This is a genomic window from Sphingomonas japonica (genome assembly GCF_006346325.1).
Taxonomy (GTDB): domain Bacteria; phylum Pseudomonadota; class Alphaproteobacteria; order Sphingomonadales; family Sphingomonadaceae; genus Sphingomonas; species Sphingomonas japonica.
The window spans coordinates 286,774-313,387 of record NZ_VDYR01000001.1 but is presented as its reverse complement, the minus strand read 5'-3'; the positions used below and the strand labels follow the sequence as shown (position 1 = coordinate 313,387).

General features: G+C 67.7%; 25 protein-coding genes. 2 read left to right on the top strand and 23 right to left on the bottom strand.

Features of this window, described 5'->3' with window-relative positions; genetic code table 11:
- Window positions 1–27 precede the first annotated feature (27 nt).
- From ftsZ to FHY50_RS01515, 20 genes are all read right to left on the bottom strand, one after another.
- Window positions 28–1,476: a cell division protein FtsZ gene (ftsZ, locus tag FHY50_RS01610; protein ID WP_140046655.1), complete on the bottom strand. Its 1,449-nt coding sequence runs from the start codon at window positions 1,474–1,476 to the stop codon at window positions 28–30.
- Between the two features lie 109 nt (window positions 1,477–1,585).
- A complete protein-coding gene (ftsA, locus tag FHY50_RS01605; protein ID WP_140046654.1) occupies window positions 1,586–2,845 on the bottom strand; it encodes a cell division protein FtsA in 1,260 nt (419 codons plus the stop codon).
- A 23-nt stretch (window positions 2,846–2,868) separates the two neighbouring features.
- The gene (locus FHY50_RS01600) at window positions 2,869–3,780 is read right to left on the bottom strand and encodes a cell division protein FtsQ/DivIB (protein WP_140046653.1); all 912 of its coding nucleotides are present in this window, start codon (window positions 3,778–3,780) and stop codon (window positions 2,869–2,871) included.
- Window positions 3,777–4,724 carry a D-alanine--D-alanine ligase gene (locus FHY50_RS01595; RefSeq protein ID WP_140046652.1) on the bottom strand — a complete coding sequence of 316 codons (948 nt, stop codon included), beginning with the start codon at window positions 4,722–4,724 and terminating at the stop codon, window positions 3,777–3,779. Before FHY50_RS01595 ends, FHY50_RS01600 begins: the two co-directional genes overlap by 4 nt.
- A gap of 31 nt (window positions 4,725–4,755) precedes the next feature.
- On the bottom strand, window positions 4,756–5,682 hold the full coding sequence (murB, locus tag FHY50_RS01590; RefSeq protein ID WP_244935272.1) for a UDP-N-acetylmuramate dehydrogenase: 927 nt from the start codon (window positions 5,680–5,682) through the stop codon (window positions 4,756–4,758).
- Window positions 5,679–5,873 carry a hypothetical protein gene (locus FHY50_RS01585; RefSeq protein ID WP_166745471.1) on the bottom strand — a complete coding sequence of 65 codons (195 nt, stop codon included), beginning with the start codon at window positions 5,871–5,873 and terminating at the stop codon, window positions 5,679–5,681. The genes murB and FHY50_RS01585 overlap by 4 nt, the downstream gene beginning before the upstream one ends.
- Complete coding sequence (gene murC / locus FHY50_RS01580; RefSeq protein WP_140046650.1) at window positions 5,870–7,288, bottom strand: UDP-N-acetylmuramate--L-alanine ligase; 1,419 nt, start codon at window positions 7,286–7,288, stop codon at window positions 5,870–5,872. Before murC ends, FHY50_RS01585 begins: the two co-directional genes overlap by 4 nt.
- The gene (gene murG / locus FHY50_RS01575; protein ID WP_140046649.1) at window positions 7,285–8,421 is read right to left on the bottom strand and encodes an undecaprenyldiphospho-muramoylpentapeptide beta-N-acetylglucosaminyltransferase; all 1,137 of its coding nucleotides are present in this window, start codon (window positions 8,419–8,421) and stop codon (window positions 7,285–7,287) included. The genes murC and murG overlap by 4 nt, the downstream gene beginning before the upstream one ends.
- A complete protein-coding gene (locus tag FHY50_RS01570) occupies window positions 8,418–9,641 on the bottom strand; it encodes an FtsW/RodA/SpoVE family cell cycle protein (protein ID WP_140046648.1) in 1,224 nt (407 codons plus the stop codon). Before FHY50_RS01570 ends, murG begins: the two co-directional genes overlap by 4 nt.
- Window positions 9,638–10,933, bottom strand: coding sequence for a UDP-N-acetylmuramoyl-L-alanine--D-glutamate ligase (gene murD / locus FHY50_RS01565; RefSeq protein WP_140046647.1), 1,296 nt, complete (start codon window positions 10,931–10,933; stop codon window positions 9,638–9,640). The genes FHY50_RS01570 and murD overlap by 4 nt, the downstream gene beginning before the upstream one ends.
- Entirely contained in the window at window positions 10,930–12,000 is a 1,071-nt protein-coding gene (gene mraY / locus FHY50_RS01560; RefSeq protein ID WP_140046646.1) for a phospho-N-acetylmuramoyl-pentapeptide-transferase, read from the bottom strand. The genes murD and mraY overlap by 4 nt, the downstream gene beginning before the upstream one ends.
- Window positions 12,000–13,397, bottom strand: coding sequence for a UDP-N-acetylmuramoyl-tripeptide--D-alanyl-D-alanine ligase (locus FHY50_RS01555; RefSeq protein ID WP_140046645.1), 1,398 nt, complete (start codon window positions 13,395–13,397; stop codon window positions 12,000–12,002). Before FHY50_RS01555 ends, mraY begins: the two co-directional genes overlap by 1 nt.
- Window positions 13,394–14,809, bottom strand: a complete 1,416-nt coding sequence (locus FHY50_RS01550) for a UDP-N-acetylmuramoyl-L-alanyl-D-glutamate--2,6-diaminopimelate ligase (protein ID WP_140046644.1) — start codon at window positions 14,807–14,809, stop codon at window positions 13,394–13,396. Before FHY50_RS01550 ends, FHY50_RS01555 begins: the two co-directional genes overlap by 4 nt.
- Window positions 14,806–16,509 (bottom strand): peptidoglycan D,D-transpeptidase FtsI family protein, encoded by a 1,704-nt coding sequence (locus FHY50_RS01545; protein ID WP_243846673.1) that lies wholly within the window; start codon window positions 16,507–16,509, stop codon window positions 14,806–14,808. Before FHY50_RS01545 ends, FHY50_RS01550 begins: the two co-directional genes overlap by 4 nt.
- The gene (locus tag FHY50_RS01540) at window positions 16,506–17,090 is read right to left on the bottom strand and encodes a hypothetical protein (protein ID WP_243846671.1); all 585 of its coding nucleotides are present in this window, start codon (window positions 17,088–17,090) and stop codon (window positions 16,506–16,508) included. The genes FHY50_RS01545 and FHY50_RS01540 overlap by 4 nt, the downstream gene beginning before the upstream one ends.
- Window positions 17,069–18,034, bottom strand: a complete 966-nt coding sequence (gene rsmH, locus FHY50_RS01535; RefSeq protein ID WP_140046643.1) for a 16S rRNA (cytosine(1402)-N(4))-methyltransferase RsmH — start codon at window positions 18,032–18,034, stop codon at window positions 17,069–17,071. Before rsmH ends, FHY50_RS01540 begins: the two co-directional genes overlap by 22 nt.
- Window positions 18,031–18,516, bottom strand: a complete 486-nt coding sequence (locus FHY50_RS01530; RefSeq protein WP_140046642.1) for a division/cell wall cluster transcriptional repressor MraZ — start codon at window positions 18,514–18,516, stop codon at window positions 18,031–18,033. Before FHY50_RS01530 ends, rsmH begins: the two co-directional genes overlap by 4 nt.
- Window positions 18,517–18,819: 303 nt before the next feature.
- On the bottom strand, window positions 18,820–19,167 hold the full coding sequence (locus tag FHY50_RS01525) for a hypothetical protein (RefSeq protein WP_180345082.1): 348 nt from the start codon (window positions 19,165–19,167) through the stop codon (window positions 18,820–18,822).
- Window positions 19,168–19,211: 44 nt separating this feature from the next.
- A complete protein-coding gene (locus FHY50_RS01520) occupies window positions 19,212–20,204 on the bottom strand; it encodes a cysteine synthase A (protein ID WP_140046641.1) in 993 nt (330 codons plus the stop codon).
- A gap of 92 nt (window positions 20,205–20,296) precedes the next feature.
- The gene (locus FHY50_RS01515) at window positions 20,297–20,623 is read right to left on the bottom strand and encodes an Mpo1-like protein (protein WP_140046640.1); all 327 of its coding nucleotides are present in this window, start codon (window positions 20,621–20,623) and stop codon (window positions 20,297–20,299) included.
- Between the two features lie 114 nt (window positions 20,624–20,737).
- On the opposite strand from FHY50_RS01515, the gene FHY50_RS01510 reads away from it, so the two are divergent.
- Window positions 20,738–21,694: a serine hydrolase domain-containing protein gene (locus tag FHY50_RS01510; protein ID WP_140046639.1), complete on the top strand. Its 957-nt coding sequence runs from the start codon at window positions 20,738–20,740 to the stop codon at window positions 21,692–21,694.
- 46 nt (window positions 21,695–21,740) lie between these two features.
- Here the strand turns inward: FHY50_RS01510 and FHY50_RS01505 are convergent, their stop codons facing one another.
- On the bottom strand, window positions 21,741–22,190 hold the full coding sequence (locus FHY50_RS01505) for a hypothetical protein (RefSeq protein ID WP_140046638.1): 450 nt from the start codon (window positions 22,188–22,190) through the stop codon (window positions 21,741–21,743).
- A gap of 69 nt (window positions 22,191–22,259) precedes the next feature.
- Window positions 22,260–24,122: an ABC-F family ATP-binding cassette domain-containing protein gene (locus tag FHY50_RS01500; RefSeq protein ID WP_140046637.1), complete on the bottom strand. Its 1,863-nt coding sequence runs from the start codon at window positions 24,120–24,122 to the stop codon at window positions 22,260–22,262.
- Between the two features lie 202 nt (window positions 24,123–24,324).
- On the opposite strand from FHY50_RS01500, the gene FHY50_RS01495 reads away from it, so the two are divergent.
- Complete coding sequence (locus FHY50_RS01495) at window positions 24,325–25,023, top strand: energy transducer TonB (RefSeq protein ID WP_166745470.1); 699 nt, start codon at window positions 24,325–24,327, stop codon at window positions 25,021–25,023.
- A 64-nt stretch (window positions 25,024–25,087) separates the two neighbouring features.
- Here the strand turns inward: FHY50_RS01495 and FHY50_RS01490 are convergent, their stop codons facing one another.
- Window positions 25,088–26,464 (bottom strand): helix-turn-helix domain-containing protein, encoded by a 1,377-nt coding sequence (locus FHY50_RS01490; RefSeq protein ID WP_140046635.1) that lies wholly within the window; start codon window positions 26,462–26,464, stop codon window positions 25,088–25,090.
- Window positions 26,465–26,614: the final 150 nt, after the last annotated feature.

The following is a 26,614-nucleotide window of genomic DNA, read 5'->3' as shown; positions in this document are numbered from 1 at the left end:
CGCCCGCCAAGCCGCCGACCGGACGCCTTACTGGTTGTTCTGGCGGTGCAGAAACCGGGGAATGTCCAGCGGCGCCTTGTCGTCGTCGCCCTTGCCGATGCCGCGCCCCGCATTCGACATCCGCTCGAACAACGTCCCGCCCGGCTTGCCGCGCGGCGTTGGCGCCGGCTCGGGCGCGTCGGCTTCGTCGGCGACGTCGTCCGACACGAACCGGTAGGGCGCCCCGCCTTCGGGCTGCGCCGCATCGCCGCGGATCGGCGCCGGATTCTCGGGCACCATGGTCTCGCTGTCGAGTACCAGCTCGCCGCCCTCGTCGCCGCTTTGCTCGTCGCCCGCCATCTCGCTGGACAGCTCGAGCGGCTCTTCGTCATGCTCGGGCGCGGTCCCCTCGGCAGCGGCCGGAGCCTCGTCGCGATCGGGAGCAATCGGCGCAGGCTCGGACGGACGGCGCGGCGTGTTGAACGAGAAGACGCGCGGCGCCTCGGGCGCCGCCAGCGCGGGTGCCGACGTGTCCGCCTCGATGCCGGTGGCGACCACCGACACGCGGATCTTGCCTTCCAGCTCGGGGTTGAACGCCGATCCCCAGATGATGTTGGCATCGGGATCGACCAGCTCGCGGATGTGGTTGGCGGCCTCGTCGACTTCCATCAGGCGCATGTCCTCGCCGCCGGTGATCGACACGATCACGCCCTTGGCGCCCTTCATGCTCACCCCGTCGAGCAGCGGATTGGCGATCGCCTTCTGCGCCGCCTCGATCGCGCGGCTGTCGCCGTCGGCCTCGCCGGTGCCCATCATCGCCTTGCCCATTTCCTGCATCACACTGCGCACGTCGGCGAAGTCGAGGTTGATCAGGCCGGGCATGACCATCAGGTCGGTGATGCCGCGCACGCCCTGTTGCAGCACCTCGTCGGCCATCTCGAACGCCTGCTTGAACGTCGTGTTGGCGTTGGCGATCAGGAACAGATTCTGGTTGGGGATGACGATCAGCGTATCGACGAACTTCTGCAGCTCCTCGATGCCGGCATCCGCCGATTGCGTGCGGCGCTTGCCCTCGAACGCGAACGGCTTGGTGACGACGCCCACCGTCAGGATGCCCATGTCGCGCGCTGCCTTGGCGATGACCGGGGCAGCGCCGGTGCCGGTGCCGCCGCCCATGCCCGCCGCGATGAAGCACATATGCGCGCCCTCGAGCGCCTTTTGCACCTGTTCAATCGTCTCTTCCGCCGCCGCGCGCCCGATCTCGGGCCGCGATCCGGCGCCCAATCCCTGCGTGATCTTGGCACCCAACTGGATGCGCTGCGAAGCGTTCGACTGCTTGAGCGCCTGCGCATCGGTGTTGGCGACCAGGAACTCGACCCCCTGCACTTCGGCGCGGATCATGTTCGCGATCGCGTTGCCGCCCGCGCCGCCGACGCCGATGACGGTGATGCGCGGCGTCAGCTCGTCCACCTCAGGCGGAAGGAAATCGATGCTCATTTAAGGTCTCCCCTGTGCCCCCAAACACCCGGGAGCACGTAAACTCCCTCGCGTTCTGCCCTAACCAACCGTCTGACTCTAGCCCAATTCTGGGCCGCGTAGGAAATCTTTAATAATTGGCTCGAAACGTCGCAAAAAGGCGGCGGACCAGCGCAAGCGGACTGCTCCGCATCACCAGCTGCTGCGTCGGCTCGACGCTGCGCAGGTCGACCGGATCGGCGGCCGCATACATCGCCAGCCCGGCAAGCGTCGCGAATGCCGGGCCCGAATGCGCGTCGGGCAGCGCAGTCAGCCCGCGCGCACGCCCGACCCGCACCGTGCGCCCCAGCACCTGCTGCGCATAATCGGCGATGCCCTTCAACTCCGCGCCGCCGCCGGTCAGCACGATCTGCCGCGCGACCGGATCGTCGGTCTTGAGCTTGCGCAGCTCCTTCTGGATTTCCGCCATCAGCCGGTCGAGCCGCAAACGGATCACCGCGATCAGCTGCGCGCGCGTGATCCGCGATCCTTCGGCATCGTCGTCGGACGAGATCGGCGCGACGTCGATCATCTCATGATTGTCGCGCGGGCTCATGTTCGCCGAGCCATAGAAGCATTTCAGCCGCTCGGCCTGCGCCCGACGTGTTCCGAACGCCGCGGCGATGTCGTCGGTGATGTCGGCCGCGCCCATCCCGATCGACGCCAGCCCTTTGAGCACTCCGCCCTCGAACGTCGATACATTGGTCACCCCGGCGCCGATCTCGATCAGCGCCACACCCAGCTCGCGCTCCTCGTCGGACAGGCAGGCGAGGCCCGTCGCGACCGGCGCGGCGATGATCGACTTCACTTCCAGATGCGCCGACCGCACGCACAGGTCGAGGTTGCGCACCGGCGAGCCCTCGCTGCCGACGACGTGGATCTCGACGCCAAGCCGATCGGCGTGCAGCCCCAGCGGCGCCTTCACCCCGTCCAGGCCGTCGACGATGTAGCGCGTCGGCTGGGCATGCAGCACCATCCGCCCGTCCATCCGGATCGCGGCGTGGCCGTCCTTGAGCAGCGTATCGATGTCGCTCTGCTCGACGCGGTGCCCGCCCAGGTCCATCTCCAGCTTGACATGGTCGGACACCAGCCCGCCCGCCGAAAAGCTCACCCACACGTCCTCGATATTGGTGCCCGCGATCCGCTCGGCCTGCTCGACCGCCTCGCGCACGGCGATCTCGGTCGCGGCCATGTCGGCAATATAGCCGCGCTTGACGCCCCGGCTCTCGCGCTGCCCGGTGCCCAGCACCACCAGCTCGCCGCCGTCGCCCTTTTGCGCGATCAGCGCCGACACCTTCGACGATCCGATGTCGAGTGCGGTAATCAGTCCTTCGGGTGCAGCCTTGGCCATGTCCCCATTCCCTCGTTTGAAGCCTATTCGCCCGTTGCCGTGTCGCTATCTGGTGGACCCAGCGGTATCCGCGTTTCCGGTCCGCGCCTCCGCATCGCCATGAACTCCGGATTGCGCAGGTCGAATCGCACATAGTCGCTGCCCAGCAACCGGTCGCGTCCGTCGAGCTCGGCGAACTTGGTCAGTGCCCGCGCCGCGCGCTCGGTTCCCTCTGGCAGCATCAGCACCTCACCCGAGACAAAGGTGATATCCCAGCGGCGATTGCCGAGCCACGTCGCCGCGCGTACCATCGGCTTCAATGCAGGCGCCGCCTCGATCAGCGTCTGATACGCCGGCTCCTGTGCATTCGCCCCCTCGCCGATCACCAGCGGCAGGTTGGGCATCGCGCTCGCCGCGACCGGCTCGAGCAGCACGCCGTCCTTGTCGATCAGCATCAGCTGCCCATTATGCTGCCACACCGCCGCAGCCTGCCGCTCCACGATATCGACCACCAGCGTGTCGGGCAGCCGCCGCGACACCCGCGCATCGGCGATCCACCCATAATCCAGCAGGCGCTCGCGCACTCCGTCCAGATCGACCAGCGGCATCGCCCGCGATTGCTGGTCGAGCGCGACGGCATAGACCGACATCCGCTCCATCCGCTTCAATCCGGTGATCTCGATCTGCTCGACCCGCAGCCCGGCCTTGCCCGCGACTTCCGCCATCGCGACGCCGACCATCGTCAGGCCGCCGCTCGCCACCGCGACGATCGCCAGCGTCAGGCCGACCAGCGCGACGATCGTCCACGCCATCGCCTTGCGCAGCGTGTGCTCGTCGACCGGCAGGGCCGCGACCGCGTGGTCGAGCGCCGATGGCCGCGGCCGCTTGGGCTGCGCCTTGCGCTTCGGCTTGACCGAACGGCGCGCCGAGGCGCGGCGGGTAGTGGTGCGCGTCATGCTGCGTGCTTCCCGCCATGCGTGCCCAGCGCTTCGTCGACGATCCACTGCACCAGCTGCGGATAGCTCATCCCGACATGTCGTGCCTGTTCGGGCACCAGGCTCAGCGGCGTCATCCCCGGCTGCGTATTCACTTCCAGCAGGAACAGCCCGTCCACCCCGCGCTCGTCGTCCCAGCGGAAATCGGAACGCGACGCCCCCTTGCACCCCAGCCGCCGATGCGCCTCCACCGCATAGGCCATGCACGCCTGCGCGACATCGTCGGGGATCTCGGCCGGGCAGACATGCTCGGTCAGCCCGTCGGTATATTTGCTGTCATAGTCGTAGAAACCGCTCTTGGGCTTCAATTCGGTAACGCCCAGCGCCCGATCGCCCAGCACCGCCGTCGTCAGCTCGCGCCCGCGAATGAACGGCTCGGCAAGCAGCTCGTCGAACTCGCCCCACGGCCCGCGCGCATCGCGCGAGATGGGATTGCCGTAATTGCTTTCGTCGGTGACGATCGCCACCCCGACCGAGGACCCCTCGTTGACGGGCTTGAGCACATAGGGGCGCGGCAGCGGATCGCGTTCGAACAGGGTTTGCGTCTGCACCACATGCCCCCCCGGCATCGGAACACCAAAGGGGGTCAATAGCATCTTGGTTAACTGCTTATCGATAGAAATAACCGATGTGGTTAGTCCGCTGTGCGTGTAGGGCAACCCCATCAGGTCGAGCATCCCCTGCACCGCGCCGTCCTCCCCCGGCGTGCCGTGCAGCGCATTGAACACGCAGTCAGGCTTGGCTTCGGCCAGTCGCGCGGCGACGTCACGATCCATGTCGATCCGCGTCACCCGGTGCCCCAGGCTCTCCAGCGCCTCGGCCACCCCCGCGCCCGACATCAGCGAAACCTCGCGCTCGGCCGACCACCCGCCCATCAGGACAGCAACGTGAAGCGGGACGGTCACGCGCGCACTCCCTGTATCCCGGCTGTGATTCTCACGAGACACCCACCCGCTGAATCTCCCACTCCAACGCCACTCCCGAATGCGCTAGAACCCGCGCCCGCACGTCCTCACCCAACCCTTCGATATCCTCACTCGTCGCGGCCCCAAGGTTCAGCAGGAAGTTCGTATGCTTCTCCGAAACCTGCGCATCCCCGCGCCGCAGCCCCCGACACCCCGCGGCATCGACCAGCGCCCACGCCTTGTGCCCCGCCGGATTCTTGAACGTCGATCCGCCCGTCTTCGATCGCAGCGGCTGCGACGCCTCGCGCGCCGCCGCGATCCGGTCCATCTCCGCCTGGATCGCCGCCGGGTCACCGCGCTCGCCCCGGAACGTTGCGCTCACGACCACTGCGCCCTCGGGCAAGGCGCTGTGGCGATAGCTGTATCCCAGCGCATCCTTGCCCAGCGTCACCCGTTCGCCCGAGCGCAGCACCACCTCGCACTCGGTCAGCACATCGGCGACTTCGCGGCCATAGGCCCCGCCGTTCATCCGCACGAACCCGCCGACCGTCCCGGGGATCGACCGCAGGAACTCGACACCGGCAATCCCCGCATCGCGCGCGGTCGACGATACCAATATTCCGCTTGCACCGCCGCCGCAGCGCAGCGTCGTCGCATCGACCGCCTCGACTGCGGCGAACGCCTTGCCCAGCCGCACGACCACCCCCGGCACCCCGCCGTCGCGCACGATCAGGTTCGATCCCAGCCCCAGCGCCATCACCGGCACCGCGGGGTCGAGATCGCCCAGAAACCGCGCGAGATCGTCGACGTCCTTGGGCTCGAACAACCATTCCGCCGCCCCGCCCGCCTTGAACCAGACAAGCGGCGCGAGCGGTACTGCGGACGACAGCTTTCCCCTGACCCCGCTCGTTTCAAGCCACGTCGAGAAACCGTCAACCAGGTTAGCAGGTGCGCTCACCGCATCCCCCACAGCTTCGCCCAGCTCTGCCAGGCCGCCATGTTCGCCTCGGCCGCCCTGGTGCCCGCTTCCTGGAACTTCGCCATTTGCTCGCCTGCATCGAGCATCTTCTTCGTTGCCGCCATCTGCTGGCGCTGCGCATCGAGCATCTGGCCCTGCAACTTGACCGCGGCCGAGAACCAGTCGCTCATGCCCGCTTCTCCGATATCGCGCCGGCCAGCCCGGCCGCCCATTTGGTGATATCCCCCGCGCCCAGGCAGACCACCTGATCGCCGGCGCGCCCTTCTACCGCGATCAGCGCGGCCAGTGTGTCGGCATCGGCCACGGTCAGCACCGATCGGTGCCCGCGCTGGCGCACTGCTTCCGCCAGCGCCTCGGCATCGACGCCTTCGACCGGCGCCTCGCCCGCCGCGTAGACCGGCGTCACCACCACCATGTCGGCATCGTTGAACGCCTGCGCGAACTCGTCGATCAGGCTGCCCAGCCGCGAAAAGCGGTGTGGCTGCATGACTGCGAGTACCCGCCCCGCCGCGCTCTCGCGCGCCGCCGACAGCACCGCGCGGATTTCGACCGGATGATGCGCATAATCGTCGATGACGCTCAGCAGCCCGCCATCGATCGCGACTTCGCCGACCTTGGTGAAGCGCCGCTTGACCCCGCCGAACTTGGCGAAGCCCTGCGCGATCGTCGCATCGTCGACGCCCAGTTCCAGCGCCACGCCGATTGCCGCCAGCGCGTTCTGGACGTTGTGCCGCCCCGGCATCGGCAGTTCGATGCCCTCGATCGTTCGCACCTGCCCGTCACGCGCGCGCACCGCGGCGTCGAAGCGGTTGCCGCCGGGATGCGGCACGACGTTGACGCCGTGGACATCGGCCTGCGCCGCAAAGCCATAGGTGACGATGCGGCGGTCGCGCACCTTGGGAATGATCGCCTGGACCTCGGGGTGGTCGAGGCACAGCAGCGCCGCGCCATAGAAGGGCACGTTCTCGACGAACTCGACGAACGCCTCCTTGACCACGTCGAACGAGCCATAATGGTCGAGATGCTCGGGATCGATGTTGGTCACCACCGCGATCGTGCCGTCCAGCCGCAGAAAGCTGCCGTCGCTCTCGTCGGCTTCAACCACCATCCAGTCGGATGTACCCAGCCGCGCGTTCGATCCATAGCTGTTGATGATGCCGCCATTGATGACGGTCGGATCGACCCCGCCCGCATCGAGGATCGCCGCGATCATGCTGGTCGTCGTCGTCTTGCCATGCGTCCCCGCCACCGCGACGGTAGATTTCAGTCGCATCAGCTCGGCCAGCATCTCCGCGCGCCGTACCACCGGTATGCGGTTGGCGAGCGCTGCCTCGACCTCGGGATTTCCGCGCTGGATCGCGGTCGAGGTCACGATCACCGCGACGCCTTCGACATTGGCGGCCGAATGCCCGATCGTAACGCCGATCCCGCGCTTGCGCAGCCCCTCGACGACATAGCCCTCGGCTACGTCCGAACCCTGCACCTGATAGCCAAGATTGTGCATCACCTCGGCAATGCCCGACATGCCGATCCCGCCGATGCCGACGAAATGGATCGTGCCGATGTCGGTGCCGACACCCTTCATGCCGCTTCCCGCACCAGCGCAGGCGGCAGCGGAACGCGCGGGCTGTCGATCCCCTCGACCAGATCGGCGAGATCGCGCGCCGCGTGCGGCCGCCCGCAATCCTTCGCTCGCGCTGCCGCATTGGCCAGCGCCAGTGTGTCGAGGCCCAGCTTCTGCATCTGCTTGGCCAGTTCGGTCGCGGTGAACTGATCCTGCCGGATCGTCCGCGCCCCGCCCGCCGCGCTGATCTCGCGCGTGTTCGCCGTCTGGTGGTCGTCGGTCGCGCTCGGCAGCGGGACCAGGATCGCAGGCCGCCCCGCCGCGGTCAGCTCGGCGATCGTCGAGGCACCGGCGCGCGCGATCACCACATGCGCCCAGGCCAGGCGCTCGGGCATGTCGGGCAGGTACGTCGCGATCTCGGCCGGAATGTCGTGCGCGGCATATTTCTGGCGCACCATGTCGATATCCTCGACGCGCGCCTGATGCGTCACCTGCATCCGCCGCCGGAAATGCACCGGCAGCATCGCCAGGCCATCGGGCACGACCTGGCTCAGCACGCTCGCGCCCTGGCTGCCGCCGGTGACGAGCACGCGAAAGATGCCGTCCTCGTCGAGCACGGGATAGGGGCGGTCGCGCAATTCCAGCACCGACGTGCGCACCGGATTGCCGACCAGATGCACCTTGCCCAGATGCGCGGGCTTCATCCGCTCGACGTCGCCATAGGATGTCGCGATCGCATCGACCTTGCCCGCGACCAGCCGGTTGACCCGCCCCAGCACCGCATTCTGTTCGTGCACGATCGTCGGGATCTTCAGGTGGAACGCCGCCGCCAGCGCCGGAAACGCCGGATAGCCGCCAAAGCCGATCACCGCGGCCGGCTTGAACCCCCGGTACAGCTGGATCGCCATGCGACGCCCCGCCACCATCTGCCGCCCGGCCTTGAGCCAGCCAAGAGGTCCGCCCGAAAACCGCCCGGCAGGCAGGACGTGCGTGGCGATATCGTCGAACAGGTCGGGAAACCGCACCCCGCGCGCGTCGCTGACCAACGCGACGTGATGCCCGCGTGCGGTCAGCTCGGCCGCCAGCGCCGCGGCCGGGACCATGTGCCCGCCGGTTCCGCCCGCCGCCAGTACGTAATGCCGTCCGTTGCTCATCCGCCCTTCCACTTTGCGCTGTATGGAGAGCGCTTGAGATACGGGTTGCGCCGCGTAAAGGCGAGCAGCAAGCCCATGCCGATCGACAAGGCGACCATCGACGACCCGCCATAGCTGATGAAAGGCAATGTCATACCCTTCGACGGCGCGATGCCGGTATTGACCGCCATGTTGATCAGCGCCTGCACGCCCAACTGCGAGGCAAGCCCCCCTGCCGCGAGCAGCCGGAACGCATCCTCCTCGTCGAGCAGCTTGACGAACACGCGGACCAGCACGGCAAGGAACAGGATCGCGATGATCGCGCACGCGATCAGCCCGAATTCCTCGCCCACGACCGAATAGATATAGTCGGTATGCGCCTCGGGCAGCCGGAACTTGGCCTGCCCGCCGCCCGGCCCGGTGCCGGTGATGCCGCCGCCGGTCAGCGTCGCATGCGCCATATCGGTCTGGTAATGGTCGCTCATCGCCTTGTCGGGATCGGGGAACAGAAAGCTGTCGATCCGGATACGCGCGGTGTCGTAGAAGAAATAGGCGGCGACTACTCCTGCCACGCCCGCCCCGCCGAGCATTCCGATCGCGCGCGGCGAGATGCCGGCGATCATCAGCAGGATCACCCATACGCTCGCAAAGATCATCGTCTGCCCGAAATCGGGTTGCAGCATCAGCAGCGCGCCGATCACCGCGGTCAGCGCACCGGTAATGACGATCACCGGCAGTTCGGGATCCTTGGCCTTGAAGCTCAGCAGCCATGCCGTGGTCACGATCCACAGCGGCTTGAGGAACTCGGATGGCTGGAACTTCATGAAGCCCAGCCCGATCCACCGCCGCGCGCCGTTGACCTCGGCGCCCGCGAACGGAACCACCAGCAGGCACGCGATGCAGACCGCGGTGCCGAGCAGCGCCAGCCGCCGCGCCGCCTTGATCGGCAGCATCGACACGCCGAGCATCACTGGCAACGACGCCGCCACCCAGCCTGCCTGCCGCCAGAAATAATACATCCCCGCGACCCGGCTCTCGCCGTCGGAATAGCGCAGCGCGCTGGCGGGCGACGCGGCGGCGACCGCGACCAGCCCGATCGCGATCAGCACCAGCGCCAGCAACAGCAGCACCCGGTCGATTTCCCAGAACCACGTCGCCAATGGCGACTGGCTGCCGCGGCCCAGCCGATCGGCCATCTTCGACCGTTTCGCCAGCGCAGTGCCTCGCATCGTATCGGTCATGTCAGCGCCCCCACGGCTTGGCGAAACTGCTCGCCGCGATCCTCGTAATCGCGAAACTGGTCGAACGACGCACATGCCGGCGACAGCAGCACCGTGTCACCTGCCTCTGCCCGTGCCGCCGCCTGTGTCACCGCCTGCGCCAGCGTACCGGCTTGCTCCACCGCCATATCGGGGGCGAGCAGCGCCGCGAACCGCTCGCCTGCCTCGCCGATCGTATAGGCGCGCCGCACATTGCCGAACCCCCGGCGGCATGCCTCGAGGTCGTCGGTCTTGGCCTGCCCGCCTAAAATCCAGTGGATGCGATCGAACGCCAACAATGCCGGCGCGGTCGAGGTCGGATTGGTCGCCTTGCTGTCGTTGACGTACAGCACCCCCGCCCTGGTCGCGACGCGTTCCATGCGGTGCGCCAGCCCGGCGAAACTCGCCAGACCGGCATCGATGGCGTCGTTAGATACCCCGAGCGCCTCGCACACCGCGATCGCCGCCAGCGCGTTCTGCGCATTGTGCGGCCCCTGCAATGCGCGCCAGCGCGACTGGTCCATGCACACCCCCGGCGCGATCCTGGTCAGGTCCTCGCTGCGCCCCGACCGCGCGACCTGCTTGGCGATCGTTGCCGAGGCGTCGTCCCCGATGCCGATGATCGCGGCATGCCCGGCCGACTGCATCGCGAACAACCGCGCCTTGGAAGCGGCGTATGCGTCGAACCCGTCATAGCGGTCGAGATGGTCGGGCGTGATGTTGAGCAGCACCGCGACATCGCAATCGAGGCTGCGCGTCAGATCGATCTGGTAACTCGACAGTTCCAGCACATAGACGCCCCCCTCCGGCAGCGGCTCCTGCGCCAGGATCGGCAAGCCGATATTCCCGCCCATTCGTGCGGGGATGCCTGCCGTCTCCAGGATATGATGCACCAGCGCCGTCGTGGTCGACTTGCCGTTGGTGCCGGTGATCCCGACCACCTTGTGCGGGGGCAACTCACCCCTCGCCTGCGCGAACAGTTCGATGTCGCCGATGATCGGCACGTCGCCCGCGTGCCCGCGGATCGGATGCCGGTTGAGCGGCACTCCGGGGGAGACGACGACACCGTCGAACCCGGAGAGGTCGAGCGTCAGCGGATCGCCTATTTCCAGCTCCCCGTCCCCGGCAGTGATAGAGCGACGTGCAGCCTCGCTGCTATCCCACGCCACCACTTGCGCGCCGCCGGCCAGCAATGCCCGGACCGTCGCCGCCCCCGATCGCGCCAGCCCCAGCACCGCAAAGCGCTTGCCCGCCCAGGCGCGCGCCGCGATCACCGCAGCTTCAACGTCGACAGGCCCGCCAGCGCCAGCACGAATGCGATGATCCAGAACCGGATCACTACCGTCGGCTCGCTCCAGCCGAGCTGTTCGAAATGATGGTGGATCGGCGCCATCTTGAACACGCGCTTGCCGGTGCGCTTGTAGAAGAACACCTGGATGATGACGCTCATCGCTTCGACCACGAACAGCCCGCCGATGATCCCCAGCACGATCTCGTGATGCGCGACCACCGCGATCGTGCCCAACGCGCCACCCAGTGCCAGGCTGCCGGTATCGCCCATGAACACCGCCGCCGGCGGCGCGTTGAACCACAGGAATGCCAGCCCCGCGCCGACGATCGCGCCGCAGAATATGGCCAGGTCGCCCGCGCCGAATACGTGCGGGATGCCCAGATAGTCGGCATAGATCGCGTTGCCGACCAGATAGACGATCAGCATGAACGCGATGCTGGCGATGATTACCGGCATCGTCGCCAGACCGTCGAGCCCGTCGGTCAGGTTCACCGCGTTGCCGAAGGCGACGATCGTGAACGCCGCGAACACGACGTAGAAATAGCCGAGGTCGATCGACACGCCGCTGACGAACGGCAGGTACAGCTGGGTACCGTTCTGCTGGATGATGATCCAGCTGGCGATGCCCGCAATCAGGAATTCGGCGAGCAGGCGGATGCGGCCCGACACGCCCGCGCTGCTCGCCTTGCGGACCTTGTCGTAATCGTCGAGGAACCCGATCGACCCGAACCCCAGCGTCACGAACAGGCACGCCCAGACGAACGGGTTGGACAGGTCCATCCACAACAGCACCGACAGCCCCAGGCTGGTCAGGATCATCAGCCCGCCCATCGTCGGCGTGCCGCGCTTGGCGAGGTGGCTTTGTGGGCCGTCTGCGCGGATCGGCTGACCCTTGCCCTGCCGCACGCGCAGCCAGCCAATGAATTTCGGCCCGATGATCCAGCCGACCACCAGCGCGGTCGCGACGGCGCCGCCGGTGCGAAAGCTCAAATAGCGCACCAGGTTGAGAATGCCCGGAAAGCCGAGATACTCGGCGATCAGATACAGCATTATCCGTGTGACCCCGACCCGGCTGCCGCGCCCCCGCCTGCAAGTGCCGCAACGACACCCGAAAGCCCGACCGCATTCGAACCCTTGATGAGCACCGCATCGCCCGGCGCTAGCGCCGCCATCAGGCGGTCGCGCGCGGTCGCGGCGTCGGCGACATGGACGAATTCGACTCGCTTCTCAAGCGCTTGGCCAAGCGCGGCCATCGCTTCGCCGACCAATATGGCCAGTTCGACGCGTGCCGCCACGATCGGCTCGCTCAGCGCCGCGTGATAGGCGTCGCTGCCCTCGCCCAGTTCGCGCATCTCGCCGAGCACCGCGATCCGGCGGTTGGCGTCCATCTGACCCAGTACCGCCAGCGTCGCGCGCATCGACGACGGGTTGGCGTTATAGCTTTCGTCGATCACCACTGCGGTGCCGCCATCGACCGGAGTCACGAACCGCTGTCCGCGCCCCGGAAGCCCGCCCATGTCGGCCAGCGCGAGGCCCGCCAGCGCCAGGTCGCCGCCGACCGCATCGACCGCGCCGATGATGGCCAACGCATTGCTAACCCAATGCGCGCCGGGCTGGCGCACGGTAAAGGTCAGCTCGCGCGTCCCCAGCCGGGCACTGACGAAGCTGCCGCCGGCGATCGACGGCATCGTCTCGAGCGCACGGATATCGGCGCCGTCGCCGATTCCGAACGTCGCCACCCGGGCGGCATGGGGAGCCGCGGCCGACACCAGCCGATCGCGATGCGGGCTGTCCTGCGGAACGATCGCGAAGCCGCCGGGCTCGAGCCCCTGGAAGATTTCACCCTTGGCGTCGGCGATCGCTTCCTCGCCGGTGAAATAGGCGGCGTGAGCAGGCGCGATCGCGGTGACGATCGCGACGTGCGGGCGCACCATCCGCGTCAGCGCGGCCAGCTCCCCGGCATGGTTCATGCCCATCTCGAATATGCCGAACCGCGCGTCGCGCGGCATCCGCGCCAGGCTCAGCGGCACCCCGGTATGGTTGTTGTAGCTCTTGACCGACCGATGCGCGCAGCCCGGATCGTTTCGGTCGAGCGCGGCGAACAGGGCTTCCTTGGTGCCGGTCTTGCCGACCGACCCGGTTACCCCGACGATCCTGGCTGCAGACCGATCGCGCCCGGCGCGGCCAAGCGCCTCGAGCGCGGCCATCGTGTCGGCGACGCGGACATGCGGATGCGCGCAGGGCTCGGAGACAATTGCCCCGGCGGCACCACGCGCGAACGCCTGGTCGAGATAGCGATGCCCATCGGTAGCCTCGCCGCTCAATGCGATAAACAGATCACCGGGGCCGACTTCGCGTGAATCGAACGTGACGCCGCTGACGACAAAATCGCTCGATGCAGCCCCATCGGTGGCGGCCGCGATTTCGGCGGAGGTCCACAGGCTCACGCTGCGCACTCCCGTGCCACGCTGACGTCGTCGAACGGCAGCACCAGATCGCCGACCACCTGGCCCTGCTCGTGCCCCTTGCCCGCCAGCAGCACGATGTCCTCCTGCCCCGCCTCGCGCAGCGCATAGGCGATCGCCTCGCGCCGCCCGGCGATCTCGATCGCATCCGGTGCGCCCTTCAGCACGTGGCGGCGGATCTGCCCGGCATCCTCGGTGCGCGGATTGTCGTCGGTGACGATGACGAGGTCGGCATGGAGCGCCGCCGTCGCGCCCATTTCCTCGCGCTTGCCGACGTCGCGGTCGCCGCCCGCGCCGAACACCACGATCAGCCGCCCGGTGGCATGCGGCTTCAATGCCGAGATCGCCGCCTGCAGCGCATCGGCGGTATGCGCATAATCGACATAGACCGGCGCTCCCGCCCGGGTGATGACCGCACGTTCGAGCCGCCCGCGGACCGGTGCCAGCCGCCCGAGCGACAGCAGCGTCGTCGCGACGTCGCCGCCGGTCGCGATCACCAGCCCGGCGGCGACCAGCGCGTTCGCGGCCTGGTACGCGCCGATCAGCGGCAAGGTGACCTTGTACTGCTTGCCCTCGGCCTCGATCACCAGCCCCTGGCCCAGCAGCGTCGGATCGCGCGACACCAGCCGCAACGTCTGGCCGTGGACGCCGACGCTCATCAGCGCGTTGCCGCGCGCATGCGCCAGATCGACGACGCGCTCGTGATTGGCGTCGTCGGCCCACACCACCACCGTCCCGTCGGGATCGAGCACATCGGCGAACAGTCGCAGCTTGGCGGTGAAATATTCCGCCATGTCCTTGTGATAGTCGAGATGGTCGCGGCTAAGATTGGTGAAGGCGGCCGCGCGCACCGGCAGCCCTTCGGTGCGATATTGCGACAGGCCGTGGCTCGACGCCTCGAACGCCAGATGCGTCACGCCCTCGCGCGCGAGCCCGGCGACGTTGCTCAAGAAGGTGACGACGTCGGGCGTGGTCAGCCCGGTCGACACCCGCTCGTCGGCGGTGGTCACCCCCAGCGTGCCGATGGAAGCGGCGTGGTGCCCGGCCATCCGCCACAATTGCCGGGTCAACTCGACCGTCGACGTCTTGCCGTTGGTGCCGGTGACGGCGACCGCGATCGGCGGGAACGGAGCGAAGAACTGCGCGGCTGCGCGAGCAAAGCGCTCGCGCGGATGATGGTCGGCGATATGTACCGCGCCCTCCACCACCGCCTCGGGCCGTGCGACCACCGCGATCGCACCGGCCTGGACCGCGGCGGCGATATAGTCCTCGCCATTGACGCGTGTGCCCTGGAACGCGCCGAAGATCGTGCCGGGCGCGACCTTGCGATGGTCGATCGCGAAGCCGGTAATCGTCGCGCTTTCGGCGCCTCCGGTGATGGCGCCCAGCTTCATTGCGCGGCCTTGCGCTCGCCGGGCGCCTTCCACAGCAGCGGCATCAGTTCGGACACGTCGATGTCGCGGTTCATGTCGGGGATGACGCCCAGCATCGGCCCGGTGCGCATCACCAGGCGACTGACGACCGGCGCCGCATTCCATGCCGCGGTGCTGAAGCCGAATGTCTCGGCGGTACCTTTGGGTGAGTCGAGCATGGCGACCACCACATAGCGTGGTGCGTCCATTGGGAAAGCCGCTGCGAACGTCGATACGTTGACCCGCTTGTTATATCCGCCGCCATCGGGACGTTCTGCCGTGCCGGTCTTGGCGCCGATGCGAAAGCCGGGAGCGTCACCCTTGCGCCCGGTTCCCTCGAGCACGACCAGCCGCAGCAACTGGCGCATGCGCGCGCTGGTGCTTTCCGAAAACACGCGGCGACCCGCCGGCGCCTTGCCAGGCGCGATCTTCATAAGCGTCGCCGGCCGCCAGATGCCTCCGTTGACCATCGCCGCATAGGCGCTGGCAAGGTGCAGCGGAGTGATCGCGATACCATGGCCATAGGCCGACGTCATCGTCGTCGTGCGCGCCCAGAATTTCGGCCAGATCGTTCCGGATTTCTCGATCTCGATGTCGGGCGCAGTGTTGAATCCGAGCTTGCGGAACAGATGCTCCATCCGCGCCTGACCCATCTCGTCGGCGATCCGCGCGGTGGCGATGTTCGACGAATGCACCAGCGTTTCTGGCACGTTGAGCCAGCGATTCTGCGCGTGATCGTCGCGAATACGGAATCGACCGACCTGGATCGGCGCGGTCGCGTCGAAGCGCTTGGACATCGACGGCACCACCCCGGTCTCGATCGCCTCGGCCATGGTCAGCGGCTTGAAAGTCGAACCCAGCTCATAGACCGACTGGGTGACGTTGTTGCGCAGCTCGTCTTCGCCGCCGCGCGCCTTGTTGGGATTGAAGCTTGGTAGCGACGTCATCGCCATGACCTCGCCGGTGGCGACGTCGAGGATCAGCCCCGCTGCGCCGCGTGCCTGGAACGTCGCCATCGCGTGCCCGAGTTCGCTTTCGAGCGCACCCTGCACGCGCAGGTCGATCGACAGCGCCACGGGCTCCGAATTGAGCGCGGGGTTGGTCAGCCGATCATTGAGATGCCGCTCGATCCCGCGCACCCCCTGCCCGTCGAAATTGACGATGCCGAGCGCATGTGCCGCCAATGTCGTCTGCGGATACAGCCGCTCGGGTTCGCGGGCAAATGCGATGCCGGGCTCGCCCAGCGCGTTCACCTGCGTCACCAGTTCGGGCATCGCGCGGTGCTTGAGATAGGTGAACGACGCATCGAGCATCAGCTTGTTGTGATAATAGGCCGCACTATGCTCTGGCATCATCTCGGCAAGCCGCCGTGCGAGGTCAACCTTGTCACCGATGACCTTGTCAGGATGCACGCCGATCGACCACGCGTCGATGGTCCGCGCCAGCGTCGCGCCATTGCGATCGACAATATCGCCGCGCGCCATCCCAACCGCCGTCCCCGCGGCCACACTGTCTGGCGTCGCCACGATGCCGAGCCAGGCGAGCCGCGCCAGCACCAGCGAGATGCCCGCCGCGAACAGCAGCAGCAGGATCATCAGGCGCACCTGCGCGGTCGCGACCAGCGAATGCCGTTGATCGGTGAAGCGGCGGTCGGCGGCGCGGGGCGCAGCGAGGACGATCAACGGCCGGACACCGCTTCGCGGCGCGCGCCCTTGAGGATGTCGCCAAGCGTATTCTCGCTGAGCAGGGCATCGTCGAGCATCGCCACCGCCTGCGCCTTGTCCGGCCGCGGCGTCGCAGCGGCCGCGACGACGGGCCGGGGCCGGGCGACGTCGTTGCTGGCAAGCTCGACCGCTTCCGCCTTGGGGGCCGCTGGCAGCGGCGCAGGGAGGTCAGGCACGCCCGACGGCACGACATAGGCGGCGACGCGGTAGCCCGCCTCGCCCGGCTTGGGCGCGTGCAGCGCCGCTAGCCCCATCTCGCCCTGGACGAACTGGTCGGGCCGGGGCGCCACCAGCGCGAGCACGTCGCCGTTCCAGCGTTCAAGCTGCGCGAGATTGGCGCGCGTCCCGAATTCGGTCTCGAGCGCGCGGATATCCGCTTCTGCCGCGGCGATGGCGCGCTCGACCGACTGCACCCGCGCCCGCTCGGCGGCGACTTGCGACGAAACCAGATAGCAGCCCGGCGCCACGATGACGCCGGTCAGAAACCACCCGAACCCCTTCATCCGCTGCATCGCCATCACATCGTCCCCTGTTGCCATGGTGCCGCGCTCGTACGCCGCGCGACCCGAAGCGTGGCCGATCGTGCCCGCGGATTGCGCGACACCTCGGCCTCCCCCGCCCGCACCGCGCGCGCCGGGGTCTCGAAACTCGGCGCGTGCAGCGCCCGCACTTGCGGCAAGTGCCGCGATCCCGCCGGCTCGCTGCCCGATCTCTCGCGCAGGAAGCGCTTGACCAGCCGGTCCTCGAGGCTGTGGAACGTCACCACCGCCAGCCGCCCGCCCGGCGCCAGCACGCGCTCTGCAGCCGCCAGCCCCTCGACCAGCTCGTCGAGTTCACGATTGAGGTGGATGCGGATCGCCTGAAAGCAGCGCGTCGCCGGGTCCTTCTTGTCATGCGCGCGATAGCCCAGCGCGCGGCGGATGACGTCGGCCAGTTCGCCAGTGCGCGACAAGGGGCGCGCGGCGACGATCGCCTTCGCCACCCGGCGCGATCGCGGCTCCTCGCCATAACGGAACAGGACGTCGGCGATCACCGCCTCGTCGGCTTCGTTGACGAAATCGGCCGCGCTCTCGCCCGCCTGGCTCATGCGCATGTCAAGCGGTCCGTCGGCCTGGAACGAAAAACCGCGCTCGGCCTGGTCGAGCTGCATCGACGACACGCCGATGTCCATCACCACCCCATCGACCGGCACCAGGTCGCGTTCGTCCAGCTCGCGCGCCATCCCGGAAAACGGCGCCTCGATCAGCATCAGGCGCTCGCCCGCCTCTGCCGACAGCGCTGCGCCGCCGGCGATTGCATCGGGATCGCGGTCGAACGCCACCACCATCGCTCCCCGGCCCAGCATCGCGCGGGTATAGCCGCCGGCGCCGAAGGTCGCGTCGACATGGCGCTCGCCGGGCACGATGGCGAGCGCGTCGAGCACTTCGGCGAGCAGCACGGGCACGTGCGGCGCGTCGGCGACCGGGGCGAAGCGGGCGTTCACCCCTTCACCTTGCGATGATAGTAAAAGGCGCAGATGTCACGCAGCTGTTCGTCGATGCCGTCCAGCGCGAGCAGCTGCTCGGGCGCCCAGATATCGAAAGTATCGAGCGATCCGGCGAAGAAGGCCAGCCGCTCGATCTTCGCCTTTTGCCGGAAATAGGGCGGCAGCACGAACCGCCCGCTGGCGTCGTACGGCGCCTTCTCGACGATACCCCGCAGGCGGCGGCGAGTGTCGGTATCGACCTCGCGCCCCTGTTCGAGCGCGATCCGCTCTTCCAGCTCGAGCTTGGCGTGCTGGACCTTCGACCATTCGGTGTCATAGGCCGACAGGCACGGATCGGCCCGGTGCGTCGTCACGACGATCTGGCGCGTGTCGGCATTGGCGTCGAGCGCCGCGCGCAGATCGGCGGGGATCGCGACGCGACCCTTCTCGTCGACCGCCTGCAGCGCGAACCCCTCGAACAATACCCTCGACACGACCATCCCCTGTTCGAAGGGGGCACACCCTTTCCGCTTCGAAAGGCGCAGTTACGCGTCGCCGTCCGACCGGAATCATCGATGGTAAGGGCGTGCCCCCCTTGAGCCTTTGGCGTACCAAAAGCGCGACTGGGAAACAATGCCTCAGATGGGGATTTTAGGGGAAAAAGCCCCACTCTCTCCCCAAATAGCGGATTTTTCTGGTTATGTTCTTGGTATGGTCTTACGAGCAGCTCTGGCGGGTATGCGCGCGCGGTCACCGTCGCACTACTCGTGCGATCGCGATCAGACCGATACTGTGAGGATCTTTCAGCGGGGCGGCGGGGCGGGCGGGACAGCCTCGTCGTAGATGTTCAGCGCTCGCTCGATATCCGCGGCATTGACCTCTTCGGTCGATGCGGTGCTCGGCGCGGCTCCCAGCTCGGCGAGAGGCTCGGTCTCCACGGCGGCGGCGTCACCGGTCGCGTCGATAGGGCTGGTAATATTGGCGACTACGGCCGAATTGGACGCGCCGACCGCCGTCACCGGAGCTTCTCGGCTTGCCGAACTCCACACCGCCGCGGCGACGCCGATCAGCAGGACGACCGACGCAAGGCCGGTCACACCGACACGAACGCGCTGCATTGCTTGGGGAGATTCCTGCGACCGGCTCTTCATGGCTGTGACATATATGGTACGAACTGGGCCCGCTTGTCGACCGTTCAATCGCCGCGAAGCGTTTCAGCAACCGGCAGCCCCTTGGAAATCAGCCATTCGGGGTTGTAGAGCGTCGAGAGATACCGGAACCCGGTGTCACACAGGATCGTCGCCACGCGCGCACCCGGGCCGATCTCGCGCGCCAGCCGCACCGCACCGGCGACGTTGATCCCCGACGAGAGGCCGAGGCACAGCCCTTCCTCGTCGAGCAGCCGCCGGACCCATTCGAGACCTTCCTCGTCGGAAATACGAAACTGCGTGTCGATCGGCGCCCCCTCCAGATTGGCGGTGATCCGTCCCTGGCCGATGCCCTCGGCAACCGACGAGCCCTCGGACTTGAGCTCGCCGCACGCATAATATTCGTACAGCGCGGCGCCATGCGGGTCGGACAGGGCGATCCGAACGTCGCCGTCGCGCTCCTTGAGGCCGAGGCCGACGCCTGCCAGCGTCCCGCCAGTGCCGACCGCGCAGGTGAACCCGTCGATCCGCCCGTCCATCTGCTCCCAGATCTCGCTTGCCGTGCCGACGATATGCGCGCGGCGATTGGCGATATTGTCGAACTGGTTGGCCCAGATCGCGTTGGGCGTTTCCTCGGCGATGCGGCGGCTGGTGTGAACGAAATGCCCCGGATTCGAATAAGGCGCGGCGGGCACCAGCACCAGTTCGGCGCCCAGCGCGCGCAGCGTGTCCATCTTCTCGCGGCTTTGGGTCTCGGGCATGACGATGATCGTGCGATACCCCTTGGCATTGGCGACCAGTGCCAGCCCGATCCCGGTGTTTCCCGCGGTCCCCTCGACGATCGTCCCCCCCGGCCGGATCAAGCCGCGCGCTTCGGCATCCTCGACGATGAACAGCGCCGCGCGATCCTTCACGCTGGCACCCGGATTGGCGAATTCGCACTTGCCGAAGATGTCGGCATTGGCCGCCTCGCTCGGTCCATTGAGGCGAACCAGCGGCGTATTTCCGATCAGGGCGAGGGTGTTGGGCGCGATGGGCATGACAGCGAGATAGGGTCGCCTTCAGGCGGATCGCAAGGTAGCTCGCCTTTGCCGCCCGAAAGCGTCGGGCCCGATCCGCGGCGACACGCGCTTCAGGTCGCCACGCCGGCCGCCCGCAGATGCGGCCCCAATCGACCCGTCACTGCCAGGAAGAACATGCGGTAATCGCTCACCAGCGACCATAAAGGATGGGTGAACGTCGCCGGCCGGTTTCTCTCGACCCGGAAATGGGCGAACCAAGCAAAGCCGTACCCGGCCAGCGGGATCGCCAGCCACCACCACCCGCCCGAATTGAGCGCGACCAGCAGCAACAGCAACGTGAGCGCGGTGCCGATATAATGCAGCCGCCGCGTTTCCGGCTTCGCATGCTCGCGAAGGTAAAAGGGCCAGAATTCGGCATAGGTCGCGATGCGTGCCATCACGCTATCTTAGCGTTTTCGCGGTAGCGCGCCAGCGTGGTCCTGCCCCGCCCGCCCCTGCCCCCACTCCGCCCGCGGTGGCGCCGGCGCGCTTTGCTGCTGCTGGCCCTCCCGATGGCGCTTCTGCTCGGATCCGTGATCGCATGCGCGCACCTGCCGCCTGCGCCGGAGCGCGCCATCCCGAGCATGCTGGCGCGCGAAGGCATCGGCGGCGCGGTGCTCGCGATCGGGCCGATCGGCGGACCCGTGCGACTGGTCGCCTGGGGTGAAGCGGCGCCGGGCCAGCCGATGCGGGTCGGCGACCGCTTCCGCCTCGCCAGTCTGGCAAAGCCGCTTACCGCCGCTACTGCGTTGGCGCTGGTCCGCTTGGGCAAGCTTCGGCTCGACCGACCGCTTCCCGAAACCGCAAACGGGGCAACGCTTCGCCAGCTGCTTTCACATAGCGGCGGCTGGGACCGGGCGCTCACCTTCGACCCGATCGGCGACCCTGTCAGCGCTCAGCGGATCGGGCTTGCCGATCCAGACGATTGCCGTGTCATCGCCAATCGCATGCCTGCGAATGATTTCCGCCCCGGCGAGCGCTATGCCTATTCGAACATCGGCTATTGCCGCATCGGGCAGGCGATCGAACGTGCGGCCCGACTTGATTATGCCGAAGCCGTTGCACGTCTCATCCTGCGCCCGCGGCGGTCGGGGCTGGCCTATCTTGGGCTGCCCAGCGTCACGCATCCCAGCCGGTTTTCACCCAATGCATGGCGCGCATTGGGGCCGGCGGGTGGATGGACCGGGTCCGCCCTGGATTACTGGCGGTTCGCCGCAGGGCCGGTCGATCCGCTGGTGCGCTTCAGGCCCCCCTTCGCCGTTGCAGGGCAGAGCCATTACGGACTGGGGTGGCGCATCCGGCCGGACGGAACGCTGACCCATTTCGGAGCCATTCCGGGTATCTTCGCGCTCGTCGTGCGAACACCGACGCACGCGGCCGTGCTGCTCACGAACGGTCGCCCGTTCGACGACGAGGCGACTTCGGAAGCGTTGATCCGGTCTCTGACCCGCGCAATGCGCCGGCCATAACCCTCCGAGCAGCCGTTCTGAAGATAGCGGCGATGCCGGTCCCGTATCAGTCGCGATCGCACAGCTTCCCGGTGTCGCGACAGAACGCGGCGGCAACATCCTTTTTCAGGTCGATCGTACCGATGCCCTGCATCGCCTCGGCAAGCGCTCCGGGAACCGCGGCCGAGAAGCGCCGCGCCGCGGGATCCTCGGCATGTGCCACCAGCAGCGTCAGGTCGGCGACGCTCAGCCGCTTGGCATAGGCATGCCCGATCGCAGCGGTCACCCTGGCATATCCGGCGCGGCCCTGCGTGCGGCCGATCTCCAGCAGCCGGTCGCGCTCGGCGGGGGTCAGGCTGCTATCCTCGGCAGCAAGCTCGCCTAAGTCCTTCTCGATCAGCATCGGCGCGATCGACGCCAGCGTTCCGGCTTGGGCCAGACGCAATCCCAGCGCCTCCGCCTCGGCCGAAGGCGCGGCCGCAGTCTGCAGGAAAAGTGCAGTGAACAGCAACAGCATGGCTCTCTCCCACATCGGCGCGCGAATGCTGCCGGTAAACGACCGCGACCGCAAGCCGGGAACCGCCCGCTACGCTTGCACCTGCTCCATCGCCTCGCTTGTCGCAAGCCACCGCGCCTCGGCCGCGTCGAGTGCCGTGACCGTTTCCGAATGCCGCTTCATAAGTTCCGACATCGACAGCTTGGCAAGCGCCGCCTGCGCCTCGGCCGGCGCGAACATCGCATGGTCCAGCGCCTGCTTCTCCTTGGTCAGCCGCGCGATTTCCGCCTCCGCAGCCTTGGCGTCCTTGCGCAGCTCGGCTTCCTTCTCGCGCGCCGCCGCTGCCGCCTTGCGATCGGCCTTCTTGTCCTTCTTGGCCGCCTTTTCCGCCGCCGATTGCCCGAGCACCAGCGCGATATAGTCGTCGAGCGACCCTTCGAACTCGCGCGCCGTGCCCTGATCGACCAGCACCAGCCGATCCGCCGTGGTCTCGAGCATGTGGCGATCATGGCTGACCACAACCACCGCGCCCCTATACGCGTTGAGCGCTTGAATCAGCGCCTCGCGCGCATCGACGTCCAGATGGTTGGTCGGCTCGTCGAGGATCAGCATGTGCGGCGCATCGCGAGTGATCAGCGCCAGCGCCAGCCGCGCGCGCTCGCCGCCCGATAGCTTGCCGACCCGCGTCGTCGCCTTGTCGCCCGAAAACCCGAACCGCCCGAGTTGCGCACGCACCGCCCCCGGCGACTTGCCGTCCATCACCCGCGTCATATGCGCCAGCGGCGTATCGTCGACGTCGAGTTCCTCGACCTGATACTGGGTGAAATAGCCGACCCGCATCTTGCCGCTGACGGTAATGTCGCCGTCCATCGGCGTCAGCTGCGCGGCGAGCAGCCGGGCAAGCGTCGTCTTGCCGTTGCCGTTGCGGCCGAGCAGCGCGATGCGGTCGTCCGGATCGAGCCGCAGGTTCAGCCGCTTGAGGATCGCCGTATCGCCATAACCGACGCTGGCGAGATCGAGCGTCACCAGCGGCGGACGTAGCTCGTCAGGATCGGGAAAGTCGAAGCTCAGCGACGGATCTTCCGCCATCGCCGCGATCGGCGCCATCCGCGCGAGCGCCTTCTGCCGCGACTGCGCCTGCTTGGCGGTCGACGCGCGGGCGGAATTGCGCGCGATATAGTCCTGCAGCTTGGCGCGCTGCGCATCCTGGCTGGCCTTGGCCGCTGCGAGCTGCGCCATCCGCTCCGCCCGCTGCTTCTCGAACGCGTCGTAGCCGCCGGGATACAGCGTCACCTTTCCGCCCTGCAGGTGGAGAATGTGATCGACGACGTTGTTGAGGAAATCGCGCTCGTGGCTGACGACCACGATCGTCGCCTTGTAGCTCTTGAGGAAGTCCTCGAGCCACATCACCGCTTCGAGATCGAGATGGTTCGACGGCTCGTCGAGCAATAGCAGGTCGGGTTGGCTGAACAGCAGCGCCGCCAGCGCGACGCGCATCTTCCATCCGCCCGAAAAGCTGTCGAGCGGCCTCCCCTGCGCCTCCTCGTCGAAGCCCAGCCCGACCAGGATGCGCGCAGCGCGCGCGGGCGCAGCATGCGCGTCGATCGCGATCAGCCGCTCGTGGATCTCGACCACGCGGTCCATGTCCTCCAGCCCCTCGACCTCGTCGAGCAGCCGCGCGCGCTCGGTATCGGCCGCTAGCACCGTCTCGAACGGCGTTGCCGTACCCGACGGCGCTTCCTGCGCGATATAGCCCAATCGCGCCGCCTTGGGCATTTCCGCCGACCCGCCATCGGGTTCGAGCAGGCCGGCGATGACCCGCACCAGCGTCGACTTGCCCGCGCCGTTGCGCCCGATCAGGCCGACGCGGCTGCCCGGCGGCAACGCCGCGGTCGCGCCGTCGAGGATCGTGCGCCCGCCGAGGCGCACCGTGATAGTGTTGAGGTTGAGCATGATGCGCGGGGCCGTAGCAGGTGAACGCCATCTTGGGGAGTAGCGTATGTCATCGCCGACGCTATGATCGGCATACACGCGCTGCGCGCCTGTGTCGGGGGATACAATGTCGGCAATCTGGGGACTTGCGGTCGCGCTGATAGCCACTGCCGATCCATCCTACGTCCCGAACGGCAAATGGGTACTCGATTATCAGCAGGACTTGTGCCTGCTGACGCGCAGCTATGCCGACGGCGCGGAAAAGGCGGAACTGGGCTTCCGGCTCGCGCCGGGCGATGATCAGGTAGAGGTGGTATTACTCCGCTTCGAACAGCCCACGAAGGGGTGGCGGCGCGGCAGCGTCTCGATGTCGTTCGGCGCCGACAAGCTGCTGTCGAGCAGGAACGGCGTGAGCCTTCCGGTTCCCAATACCGACCAACGGCTGCTCCGCTTCTTCATCTCCCGCTCCGGGCTTGAAACCCTTGGCAAGGAAAGTGCGGTCACGATCGAGGAGCATCGCCAGCCGCCGGTCGCCATGACACTGACCTCCGCGGGCAAGGCCGTTGCAGCGCTCCGGAAATGCGAGTCCGACCAGATTCGCGGCTGGGGCATCGATCCCGATATGCTCGCCACTCGCCCGGTGCCAATCGGCGACATGAGCGATTGGTATGCCTATCCGCTCCGCGCGGCTAGTGAGGGCCAACATGGCGAAACGATCATCCGTTGGCGCATCGCGACTGATGGCCGTGCCAAGGACTGCGCGGTCTTGCGGTCGAGCGGCAATTCCGTGCTGGACAGCGCAGCCTGCGAGCAGCTCGTGGCGCGCGGGCGATATCGCCCAGCCATCGCCAAGAGCGGCAAACCGATGGACTGGTTCGAATCGCGACGTATCGTCTGGAGCATCGCGCCGATTGGGCTGTAACGTCGGCTTCCTCTCAGGATGCCCTTCAGTCGCTTCGTCAGCGCAAAGGGGGACGGGCCGCGCGTCAATCGGCGACGAAGGTGAACGGTGTCACTCCTGCCTCATGCTCGGTGACGACCAGCGCACGGCCCGCGGGGGCGGCGCTGCGCTGCGGACAGTCCAGCCGGGTACAGGCCCGGCATCCGCGGCCGATCGGCATCGCCCGGGCTTCGGCATCGCCCCCTCGAGCAAGCGCCAGGTCGCCGGCGCGCTCCGCAGCGACGCCCAGCGCCACTACGAAGCGCGCGCGCACCGCCCCGGCGCGGGTCCCTTGCGGCTGCACCGTGCGTGCCAGGGTGAACCAGCGCGCCTCGTCCTGCGTCTCGACCAGCTGCGTGACGATCTCGCCGCTGCGTGAAAATGCGTCGAACAGGTTCCAGAGCGGGCACAGGCCGGGCCCCTCGACCAGCGCCGCTCCGCTTGCTCCGGCATAGCGTTTCGACACCTGCCCCGCGCGGTCGATGCGCAGCATGAAGAACGGGAGACCCCGCGCGCCCACCCGTTGCAGCGTGGTCAGCCGGTGCGCCACCTGCTCGAAGCCCGCGCCGAAGCGGCGTTGCAGCAGTTCGATGTCGTACCCCGTCGCCTCGCACGCGCGCAGGAAGCGGGCATAGGGCATCATCACCGCGGCGGCGAAATAGCTGGTGAGGTGGCGGCGATACAGCCGCTCGCTCAACCGGTCGGCGAACCCCGCGCCGCGCACCAGCGCGTCGATCTCGCCTCGCGCCTCGCGCACGCCGATCTGCTGCGCCAGCGCAAAGCAGCGCGACGCCGCGTCGAGCATTTCGGACAGCTGCAATTGCCGCGCATGCAGGTCGAGCCGCCGCAGCGTGCCCGGCAGTATCTCGGCCGGCAGGATGCGGACCGCGATCTGGTGCCGGCCGCGCAACCGCTCGCCCAGCGCCGACGCCGGATCGCCCGCGCTCAGCCGCACCTCGTCGGCGAGCGCTTCGGCTTGCGCGTCGAGGTCGGCGAAATGATTGCCCCAGCGCTCGATCTCGCGCCGGACCTCGCTGGCGGGATCGGCGGCAAGAACAGTGTCCGCGCCGCCGCGGTCATAGGCGCGCGCGAACGCCTCGGCACCCCCGGGAGCGGCGGCCAGCCATTCAGCCAATTCGGCGCGGTCGATTTCGAGATCGGCGAACAGCGGGTCGGCGAGCCGCCGCCGCAGCGCATCGGCGCCGCCGCCGGGATCGCGCGCGGCCAGCTGGCGCGGATCGAAATCGAACGCCTGCGCCAGTTTGAGCAGCAATGTCGCGGACAAGGGCCGCTGGTTGCGCTCGACCAGCGTCAGATAACTTGGCGAGATGCCCAGCATCTCCGCCATCGCCGCCTGGGTTAGCCCGGCTCCGCGCCGCAATCTGCGCACCGCGTGTCCCGCGTACAGCTTGTCGTCGGCCATCGCCTATCCCCTTTGTCATGTTGTGACAGGGTTTCAAGCTATGGTCTATCCTTGCCCGACTAGCGCACGTGATTGTCGAGCGTCGTTGCTCGTATTCTTGGGCTTCGTCAGGTTAAACCAGATGCACCTCCTGCCCGCGGAGCTGTAAAG